Raw genomic sequence first — 9,940 nt, 5'->3', positions numbered from 1 at the left:
AATGCACAGCCCCGTCACGTTCGAGGGCCTCTACAGGCCGTCAGGCACCGCTGAGTGACCTCACCTCAGGTGTCCGTGCTGCGGGGGGAAGCTCAGCTGCGCGTGTTGGGGTGCGTGGGCGAGAGCAGCGGTGTGGATGAGCTCCAGGGGCATGCCCTGACCGCGGGCCTGGCCGAGGACGGCAAGGATGGGCTCGATCCAGGGCTCGGCCCGGGCGAGCGTGTGCCGGTGCAGGTCGAAGACCTCGGTGATGCTGCGGGGCGGGTCCGCAGTGGTGTCCTCTGCAGAGGCGAGGAGGTGGTTGGCGTAGAGGGCAGCAACCAGGAAGGCACCGCTGTCGTTGTAGTGAGCGATCTGGTCGGCGATGCGCTTGATTGCCTCGGACCTGTAGCGGTGGCCGAGGAGCTTGTTGAGGTATTCACGGAGATCGCGGGCCAGGGTGTCACGATCGCCTGCGGTGGCGGGGTCCAGGTCGAGGATGCAGTCGGGGTGGCCAGCGATTCGGTCGCGGAGGGCCTGAAGGGTGTCCCACCACGGGCGGGTGCCGATCATGATGCGACAGCCGGACACCGTTCCGCCGCCAGGCGCAGCCAACAGCGGGAACAGGAGCTGATCGAGGACCGCGGACGAATCTTCCGCCTCATCCAGGGCATCCACGATCACCAGCACCTCGCCGGCTTTGGCCACGCGGTGCACAAGGGCTTCTGGGGTACTGCTGGGCACGACCAGCGCTCCTGGGCCGGTGTCTCGATCGTGGTCGGAGCCGTTGTCGGATATCACCACAGGGGCGAATGGGAGCTGGCTGTCGAGCTGCTTGCTCAGGGAGTCGGTGATCTCCTCAAGGGTGAGCTGGCGGGCGTGGACGGCGAGGACGGCGCCGGGCGGATGAGGGTGGAACTCACCGACGGCCGGGCGGACGATCTGCCCCAGCGTGGCCGCCAGCTCGGGGTGGATGAGGCAGACGGTCACGCCGAGGAGAGCGGATTTGCCGCTGCCCGGACTCCCGGTGACGACCAGCAGCCGATCCTGGGTGCCATCGGTGTTGTCGATCCAGGCCCCAATGCGGGCAAGCTGGGCGGTGCGGCCGGAGAAAAGGCTGACATGGGCGTGGGGGTTGCCTGCGGCGCGGGTGGCGAAGTGCAGCGGATCCAGGCGCCGGTCGCAGCTGAAGGCGAATTCCCGGACGGAAGCAGCCATGTCGGTCACCAGCTTCGCCCCGGGGTCCGTGCTGTAGTCGGGATTGAGGAGGAATGGCTGTGGTTCCAGCACCGCCTGCGAATGTGGGGTACGGACCAGGGGCTGACCGGGTTGTCCAGCGGCGCGATCGGCCAGGTCCATTTCGTCCTGGATCGCCTCGGCGAGGGTGTCGACGGGCACGTGCTCCCAGGTGGGGTCGACGTCGAGGGCTCCGTCGGCAAGGCGTTCGAGGGTTTGGACAGCGGCGGTGGTGAAGCGGGCACCGTAGGTGATGTGGTCGGCGGTGCAGGCCGCGATCACCCAGACGTTCCGGTGAGCGTCCTGGGCGCGGCGGGCGACCAGGTCCTGCAGCTGTTGTTGGGCGACGGCTTGGCCGGCCCCGCACATGTCCAGCAGGAACAGCACCGGCCTTCCGCTGTTCTCGGCAGCTTCCAGGAGCTGAGAGAAGCTCACACAGGTGTCGTCAAGGCACTCCTGCGCGGGGTCCCCGCCCTGACAGACCAGATACAGGGAGCCTCCGGTCGGCGGCTGGATGCCGTGACCAGCAAAGTGCACGATCAGCGGCTCACCGGTGGGAGCGTCGCGCCGCAGATCGGCCCAAGCCTCGCATAGGGCATCACGGTCGGGCTCCTGCAGCGGCGCGCCAGTGGCCACGCCGACCCTCTGCAACGAGTACGCTACCTGTTCCACCGCTTCGTGAACGGCGGGAAGGGGCCCGAAAACGGCCCGTCCAGCAGCCTGTTCCTCCTCGGTGATGTAAGTAGGCTCGGGGAAGTCTCCCACCCCTGAAACCAGCGCCCGCACCATGGGTCTAGCCTCCTCGCCCTCGGCGCTCCTGCCGCATTACTCGCCGCCGCTGGCTGGCACGACACATTGAGGAATCGGCCGGTCGTGCTGTCGGCCGGGAACGGGCTGCTGAACTGCGCTTACGCCGTTCGGCGCGCACAGCGACTGCGGTCACCCCGTCCCCCGCTATCAGTTCAACAGTAGGACTCCAGGTTGTGAGGTGGCGCATTCGCCCCCAGGCCCACGCTAGGACGCTGGCAGGAGAGGGGCCCAGACCCGCTGGAGATCGGTGAAGGTGGCCATCGGTCCGGCAAGGGGGCAGTCCCAGCCCAGCGTCCCGGCAGGCAGCCAAGGCATGCCGCCAAATGGCGGCTTCGCCACGTGCCCCAAGGAAAGGCGTCGAGCGCCAACTGTTCCCCTGCCGACCCTGCATCCGATCACCGCTTGTTGCCTATACGTGGGGTCGTCTTCTGCTTAGTCCAGGTATGGCGCCAAGGCCGCCGCCACCCGCCCGCTGGCAAGATACCCACCGAAAGCATGGAATCGCAGGCCGATGTCCGTCGTCTCCTCCTGATCGATGGGAAACACCTCCGAGAGCCGAGGCGGGATCGCAACAATATCGCCGACATCGGCGATGTTCACCCACCGCCGCACGCCCGCGGGCCGCGCCCCCCGTCCGTCCCGCAGAGCGGGATCCAAACGCCGTGCCAGCCCTGGCAGCCCCAAGGGCGAGCCCACCGTCAGCAGCAACTCAACCTCCAGATCCGAGAAGGCTGCGTCGTGCAACATCTCGTAGACGACGAGGCAGCCGAGCGAGTGCGCCACCACCACGGTCGACTGCTGGGCGCGAATCGTCTTGGCCACACGCTCGCGCGTCAGCCTGCGCCGCTCAGGCCAGGCGGTGTAGGCCTCCACTTCCCGCAGGAGCACGACTATAATGCGCTCCAGGCGCCGCACTGTCTGCTCCTGCACCGCTTGAGCCAGCCGACCGCTGCGTTGCTTGATCAGCCATCCCAGCATCTGCCGCAACGGTGCCGACCCGACATTCTGAGGGTCCGCGGGTAGGGGGGCGCCGGCCGCCGCCAGCCATACCGCAGCCTCAGCCTGCTGCTCGCGGGTGAGATCCTCGAAGCGGGGGTCGTCTTCGGCGGCGTGCGCCTGCGCGAGCAGCTCGACGCGGAGCAGGTCCGCGTAGTAAGCCATCACCACCTCGGGAGCCGCCGGGGCCAGGCCCGCCCTAACCAGTCCCTCCGCCAGCTTAGGACGGCATTCCCCGGCCTTGCGCACGGCCGCCTCCTCAGGCGTCGCCCCCTGGACGTAATTGAAGATTCCGTGTACCAAGACCACCGGCGCCATCTTGTATCCCTTCCCGCGGACTCCCGGCCGGGTGCCGACCAGGACTCCGCTCCCCCTTCCCGAGGGTAGGCGAGCCGGGGCTGGCAATAGACGCTGGCCCTTCGCTGGGCGGGATGCAGGAATCCACACCGGCAGCCCTGCAGGATATTGCCGAGGTCGACTGGGACCAGTTGCTTTAAGGCACCGGGAAGGCCGCGGGTAGAGCCTTGTCAATGGCCGAGTGCGTGTGGGTCTGACCCACATTCCGCGGTCGGTGCACTTCCAAGATTACGATCATGTTGACCCGGGGGCGGCCTGGCCGGTGGCACCCGCACATCGACCACGTGTTCACTACAGCACCAGGACTGTGCCGTTCCGCAGCGCCCGTACAGCGAGGGAGTGATGCGCCACCACGGGGCGGGCGACGGCCCGGACTGCGGTCTCGAACGCGGCCGCCGCCGCGCGGCGCCGGGCGGGGCGAAGACGTAGGTGGTGGAGTCGCCGCCCTGCCGGAGATAAGCGGTCCCGCTTGCTCGGCCAGTGCGGGCAGCACCTCGCTGATCGGGTGCAGGTCCTCGTCGTCGTTGGGGTGGCCGTGGACAATTGTGACCGGGACCAGGCCCTGCGTGGCGAGCGTGGCATCCCGGTACGGCGCCTTTCGGCCCGTCGCTGCTCCCAGGCCCGGGCGCGCTCGCGCAGCCGGGCGAGGTCGTCGGCGGTGGTCACGATGCGTGTCCTTCCGTCCGAGGGGATGCCAGCGAAGGGCTCGGGCAGCATGCTCACGTGGTGCCGGCGCGCAGGGCGAGCAGCGCGGCGGCCAGCGCCCGGGCCTGGGCCGGCGCGTGCGCCGGCTCGCCGAGTCGGATCTGGGTGTTCTGGTGATACAGCACCACGGCGCCGTCCGGGTGCCGGGTGACCGACTCGATGCCGGACTCGGGCAGCACCACGCCCCAGACCCCGTCCCCCAGATCGCGGCTCAGGTCGATCGGCTCCGGTAGCACCAGGCCGCTCGCGGTCTGGGCGGTGGCCAGCTGCCCGCGCGTCGCCTGTAGATCCTCGGTGGTGACCTGGAGCCGGGTCTGGAGGGCCGCCACGGCCGCCGCCGCCGCGGTGTCGGCCTCCGCCTGGGCGCGCCGTGCCTGCTCGGCCTGCCCGCGGAGCCGCTCGCGTTCGTCGTCGAAGCGGCGCCGCTCGGCGGTGAGTTCCCCGCGCACCGCCCGGGTCTCGGCGCGGGCCTCGGTGGCGGCGGCCGTGGTCTCCTGCAGCCGCTCGGTGGCCACGGCCAGGCGCTGGTCGGCTTGGTCGGCCCGGTCGGTCAGGCGGCGGTTCTCGCCGTGGGCGTGAGCCAGCTCTTCTTTGCGGGCCTCCAGGGCGACGGTGAGCTCGTCGATGCGGGCCGCGGCCTGGGCGAGGTCGGCGCGCAGCCGGCGCAGCTCGCCCGCCTGGCTGGTGCGGACCTCCTCGGAGTGCTCGAGCTTGGCCTCGGCGGCGGCGGCGCGTCGCTCGGCGGCCGCCACCCGCTCGCCGGTCTCACGCTGCACGCGTTCCAGGTCGGCGCGGGCCCGGTCCTCGCGTTCCTCGGCCTGGCGCTGCGCCGCGCGGGCCTCGCGTTCGGAGCGCTCGGCGGAGCGCCGGGCCTGTTCGGCCGCCTCGGCCTTGTCGCGGGCGGCCAGCGCGTCGGCCTCGGCCTCGGCGGCCTTGATCTCCGCGGTGGCGATGCGCTGCAGCGCGCCCTGCTCGATCTGCTCGGTGCCCGCCTCGTATCGCTCGGCGAGCTCCAGCATGAGGTCGGCGAGCGGCCGGGCCTCGGTGAGCACCGCCTCGGTGGTGGCCACCGCGGCGGTCAGCGTCTCCCGCTCGGTGCGCTCCTTGTGCCGGTAGTAGGCGTTCTTGCACCGGTCGTCGCAGAACTTGCGCGGCTTCCTGCCCCTCGACAGCGGCAGCGGCTTGCCGTCATGCAGGCAGCGGCCGTGCGGCGCGGGGTCGGTGGCTGGCCGGGGCAGGGCGTGCGGCCCGGCCCCGCCCGGTGTGCCCGGTATGTCCCCTTCGGCGGACGGGTGCGCTCCCTCTGGGGCGGCGGTCCGGGACCCGGGTTCCGGCGATTCAGGGGCGCTTTCGGTCGGCTCGAAGTCTTGATCGCTCACAGAAGCACGATACCAAAAAGTTCTCAGCAGTGCTTTCTTATAAAGCGTCGATGCGATGCGTTCTGATTGCTCGATCTCGACACGTCGATAATCCCCGTTATCGACATGTAGGCGATCTAGCTATGGAGTATGATCGCCGGGTGCCCCGGCCGGAGGAGGGAGCCTCGATGGACGATCCGCGCGCGAACGACCGCGACGACGAGGGCCGCCGACGCGAGCGCGCCGCGGGGCACCGGCTCGCCGCGCGGCACGGGGAGGCGGCCGACCGCTGGGCAGCCGCGCGCGATGAGGGCTATGCCCTCCCCGTCCTGCAGGCCGTGCAGCGCGTCGCGCTCGCCCTGCAGGATCCGCGCCCCGATCCGCACGGCCCGGCGGCCGCACCCGGCGACATCGACGACGCGCTCACCCTGCTCGGCCACGCCCGGGCCGCCCTCGACCGCTACGAGCTGCACCTCCTGGACGCCGCCCGCGCTGCCGACCGGGACTGGGCCACGATTGCCGCCCTGCTCGGCGGTCCGGGCGGCGCACTCGGCGGCGACCAGGTCAGGGCCCGGCATGCGGAACTGCTGCGTGCCCTCCCCGGCTCCCGGTCCGGTCCAGCCAGCGCCGCCGCATCGGATAACGGTCCTCAGTCCCTGGTCTCCTCCACCGCAGGCCACGGCGACGTCCTGGCCCGGGCACTGCCGCTGCCCGCCCACGCGTGCGGCATCGCCTGGGGCGTGTGCCCGCAGCACGGGTCGACGCTCGCGGTCAGCGGCGACCTGACCCGCTGCCAGCAGGGCGACCGCAGCTGGCCCGGCGACCGGCTGAACCAGAGATGCCGGGAACCGATCACCTGGAAGGGGACGCAGCACAGTTTCAACGATCCGGAAAGGCCGATCTTCGGCCTGTGCGACGGGCATGCGATCGCCGTCTCCGAGATCGACGACACGGTCAAGCTGGCCCAGTTCAACGGCTCGGTGGAGGGCGTGACGGGACAATGGCGGGACGTAAGCCTCACCAGCGCCATCTACGTGCGCCGCCGGTATCAGGTGTCCGGGGCCAAACGGTCCGGCCGGATCACGTTCGCCGGTCGGCCCGGCGCCATCATCGGGTGTCGGGGCGGCTACCTGCTGGTCCGTTTCGATGACGCCCCGGACAGCCGCCTCCTGTGCCACCCGACCGTGAATGTCACCTACGGGGATGCCGGCGAGCGTCTTGGCCGCCACCACCACCTTGACAGGCAGGGACGATGACGATGGAGCAGGACCAGACGGCTGAGCGGCGCTGCGCCGGCCACAGCGCGGCCGAGGCGACCCGGACACCGCCAGGCGAGGAGCGAGCCACCGCACCGCCCCGGAACCTCCACCGGTCCAATGCTGGGTCGCTGGTACCGCTAACGGAGCTATTCCAGGCGGGCAGCGGACGGACATCCGGCGAGGCGACCGATCGAGCCGACCCCGCCGGGACCGCCGTGCCGCAGGCCGAGATGTCCGATCCGGACCGGACGCCGGCGGCCGCGCTGAAGCATCGTGGCTTCCCCTGTGGTCCATGCCCGTTTCGGCGTGACGCGCCGCCGGGTGTCTTCACCCCTGAGCAGTTCGCGGACATGCGCAAGACCTGCCGCTCCGCAGATGACCACGCCGCGGTGGACACCCCACTATTCGGCTGCCATCCGGGCGAGCCGGGCACCGACGACGATCTGGCCTGCGCCGGATGGCTGGCCGTCGAGGGCCGCAACAGCCTTCGCGTCGGCCTGGCGATCGCCTTCGACCGACTGCCGGACACCGTGCTGGATCCCAGCTCTGGCTGGCCGGAGCTGTATGGCTCCTTCGAGGAGATGGTCGAGGCCAACCGCACAGCCGGTCAGCGTGTCACCCCGGGCGGCGCTGACACACCCCCGGCCGGTTCGCGGGACGCGCTCCCCTCCTCCACCGGCGAGGAGGGAGAACCCCGTTGACCCGACGACGCCCGCCCCGGCTCACCCGCGCACACGCCGTGGCGCTTCTGCTGCCCGTGCCGACCGGTCAGCCCGCGCACACGGTGCTCACGCTCACCGACGATGCAACCTTCAGCTACGCCACCCCCGAGGCCGTTTGGATGGGCCAAGCCGGACGCATCGTGCTCACCTCGGCCGAACTCAGCGATGCGGAGATCCGGGTGGTGCCCGGCACCGGCGGGCGCCTCGCCCCCGGCTGCGCCGCGCGGCTGGACCACGTGCTCGCCTATCTCAACGAGTGGCTCGCAGGCGAGCATCCGACCGCCGGGACGCCGCGATCTGGGACTCCGCGATGAGCCCGACATCCGGGGCTGACCTGGCCCTGTCCACGACGGGCGGGGACCGGCTGGCCACCATGCACAGCTTCGGCGTTCCCGTCCCCGCCGCGGTCGGCCAACCCGCCGAAGGGGACGACGACCCGGAGCCGGACCTGCCGTTCGCCGAGCTGATCCCCCCGGACGCGCTGCCGATCCGGCTACCCTCCTGGGGATGCCCGCCGCCGGCCCGCGATCCGCAAAGCCTCGCCGCGCTGCTGCGCACGGCCGGCGCCGACAAAGACGTGCTGCGCGCCACCGGTGCCTGGCTGCTGGCCGACCGCCGCTCTGCCACCAACACCCAGGAGGCCTACATCAAGGACGCCTCCTGGTGGCTGTGGTGGGTCCAGGCCCGCGGCCTGGAGCTGACCGACGTCGACTTCATCGAGGCCGACACCTTCGCCGCAGCCATGCGGCACGCCGGCTACGCCGCCGAGACCCGGCGCCGCCGCCTGTCGGCGCTCAAAAGCTGGTACCGCTACCTGCGGCGCGCCCGCCTCGTACGCAACGACCCGTTCGACGGCATGGACCTGCCCAAACGGCAGCGGGACAAGAGCACCCGGTTCGTCACCGAGGCCGAGCTGAACCAGATGCTCACCCACGCCGTCGCAGTGGAGAGCCCCCGGGTACAGGCCATCCTCGCCATACTCAAGGGCACCGCCTGCCGTGTCAGTGAACTCACCGGCGCCCAACGCGCTGATCTCGGCCACCGCGGCGAGCACCGCATCCTCACCCTGCCCGCCAAGGGCGGCCGCCGCCACGAGGTCGTCATCGCCGACCTCACCGGCGACCTGCTCGACCGCTACCTCGCCACGCACGACGACCTATCTGCCCCGCTGTTCGTCACCAGCACCGGCGCGCCGCTGCAGCGCACCTACGTAACACAACTCGTCCAGCGCATCGCCAAGGCCGTCGGCGTCGACAAGCCCGAAGAAGTCACCGTGCACGGCATCCGGCACAGCGTCGCCACCGCCCTGCTCGAGGCCGGCGAGCCCATCGACGTCGTCCAGGCGCTGCTCGGCCACGCCGACCCGCGCACCACCCAGACCTATGCCCACCCCGACCATCTCGCCCGCAGCCCCGCCCACCGCGCCGACCATCGCCTGGCGATCGCCCTGGGCCGCGCGCCTCGCTGAGACAAACCCTGGACCACCCACCGCAGAGGAATACGCCTGACCATGCCCGCCACCCAACCGATGACCACCCACCCGCCAGCGTGCAGCACTTCGCCGAGCACCTGCCATCCCGCGCGTCCCCGCCGCCCTTGCACGCATGACGGACGTGCGCGAAAGGCTGACGTCTGATGCGTGACCGGAACCTCCAATTCATCGTCGCGACGTTCGACCAGCTGGGTGTGCGTCCCGATCCGCAGGACCGGCGACGGATCAACGCGCTGGCCGACATGGATCCGCAGAGCGTCCGCCTGGTGCTCGATCCGATGTGGAAGGCGTACGAGGCAGGCCGAGCCGCGGCCGGTGAGGCTCAATGAGCCACCGCCGACAGGTGCACGCGCACCACGTCCGGCACACCGCCGAACGGGCTATCACCGAACGGCTCAACCGTGCTTCGTAGATGATCGTCTCATGGGACCGGGCCGCCACCACCACGAGGGCTCTCCTCCGGCACGCCGACTTGGGCGCCACCGCGATCGAGTGCGAAAACGCACTCCGAACCGCCAGCTCTGAAGGCACCAACCGCCTCATCAAGACCACGGCCCGCGACGCCTACGGTTTCCACAACCCCGAAAACCAGCGTTTACGCACCCGCTGCGCCACCACCCGACGCGGCCGCCATCGATGCCGCCAACACCGCCCTTCGGGCCCTACCGCCCTCCACGCGCAGCTGGGCCGCCTATGGCCCGCCGCACACCTACGGGCCGCTGGAGCAAGCGGGAGGAAGCCAGCGCCTGGCTGGCTGGCCACCTGCGGCGCCTGACCCGCGACCGGAACCTGCGCGACCGACACGAGCAGCTCGCCGCCTGCGCCGCCCAGATCGCGGCAGGAGCGGATGAGGTCGAGGTCGGCGGTAAACGCTACGGCGTCCGCCAGACGCGGACCTGTGACGTGCCATGGTTAATGTCGCTGTTTCTGCCACGCTCTTGTCGTGGTGGTTCGGCAGCTGGTTGATGGACTGGCCCCAGCGTGCGCCGGGACACACCCACGCGTTCCGATGTTCGGATCACCGGC

At 70.7% G+C, this 9,940-nt stretch carries 9 protein-coding genes; 6 read left to right on the top strand and 3 right to left on the bottom strand.

Translation table 11 applies throughout. The annotated features are described in order from the left end of the window. Positions 1-60 precede the first annotated feature (60 nt). The 3 genes from ACWDRB_RS64855 to ACWDRB_RS64845 form a co-directional block, all read right to left on the bottom strand. A complete protein-coding gene (locus ACWDRB_RS64855) occupies positions 61-2,004 on the bottom strand; it encodes an AAA family ATPase (RefSeq protein WP_449912067.1) in 1,944 nt (647 codons plus the stop codon). 453 nt (positions 2,005-2,457) lie between these two features. Beyond that, on the bottom strand, positions 2,458-3,339 hold the full coding sequence (locus tag ACWDRB_RS64850; RefSeq protein WP_449912066.1) for a hypothetical protein: 882 nt from the start codon (positions 3,337-3,339) through the stop codon (positions 2,458-2,460). A 758-nt stretch (positions 3,340-4,097) separates the two neighbouring features. Further along, positions 4,098-5,462 carry a hypothetical protein gene (locus tag ACWDRB_RS64845; RefSeq protein WP_449912065.1) on the bottom strand — a complete coding sequence of 455 codons (1,365 nt, stop codon included), beginning with the start codon at positions 5,460-5,462 and terminating at the stop codon, positions 4,098-4,100. A 167-nt stretch (positions 5,463-5,629) separates the two neighbouring features. Here ACWDRB_RS64845 and ACWDRB_RS64840 point away from each other — a divergent pair, with 167 nt between their 5' ends. From ACWDRB_RS64840 to ACWDRB_RS64815, 6 genes are all read left to right on the top strand, one after another. Then, the gene (locus ACWDRB_RS64840; RefSeq protein WP_449912064.1) at positions 5,630-6,697 is read left to right on the top strand and encodes a hypothetical protein; all 1,068 of its coding nucleotides are present in this window, start codon (positions 5,630-5,632) and stop codon (positions 6,695-6,697) included. Then, a complete protein-coding gene (locus tag ACWDRB_RS64835) occupies positions 6,694-7,401 on the top strand; it encodes a DUF6283 family protein (RefSeq protein ID WP_449912063.1) in 708 nt (235 codons plus the stop codon). Before ACWDRB_RS64840 ends, ACWDRB_RS64835 begins: the two co-directional genes overlap by 4 nt. Next, entirely contained in the window at positions 7,398-7,736 is a 339-nt protein-coding gene (locus tag ACWDRB_RS64830) for a hypothetical protein (protein WP_449912062.1), read from the top strand. The genes ACWDRB_RS64835 and ACWDRB_RS64830 overlap by 4 nt, the downstream gene beginning before the upstream one ends. Beyond that, positions 7,733-8,890, top strand: coding sequence for a tyrosine-type recombinase/integrase (locus tag ACWDRB_RS64825; RefSeq protein WP_449912061.1), 1,158 nt, complete (start codon positions 7,733-7,735; stop codon positions 8,888-8,890). Before ACWDRB_RS64830 ends, ACWDRB_RS64825 begins: the two co-directional genes overlap by 4 nt. A gap of 167 nt (positions 8,891-9,057) precedes the next feature. Beyond that, positions 9,058-9,243 carry a hypothetical protein gene (locus ACWDRB_RS64820; protein WP_449912060.1) on the top strand — a complete coding sequence of 62 codons (186 nt, stop codon included), beginning with the start codon at positions 9,058-9,060 and terminating at the stop codon, positions 9,241-9,243. An 83-nt stretch (positions 9,244-9,326) separates the two neighbouring features. Beyond that, positions 9,327-9,689: a transposase gene (locus ACWDRB_RS64815; protein WP_449912059.1), complete on the top strand. Its 363-nt coding sequence runs from the start codon at positions 9,327-9,329 to the stop codon at positions 9,687-9,689. Positions 9,690-9,940: the final 251 nt, after the last annotated feature.

The organism is Nonomuraea sp. NPDC003707 (assembly GCF_053587055.1).
Note: the sequence above shows the minus strand (reverse complement) of the source record. Positions and strands in the feature narration are given on the sequence as shown.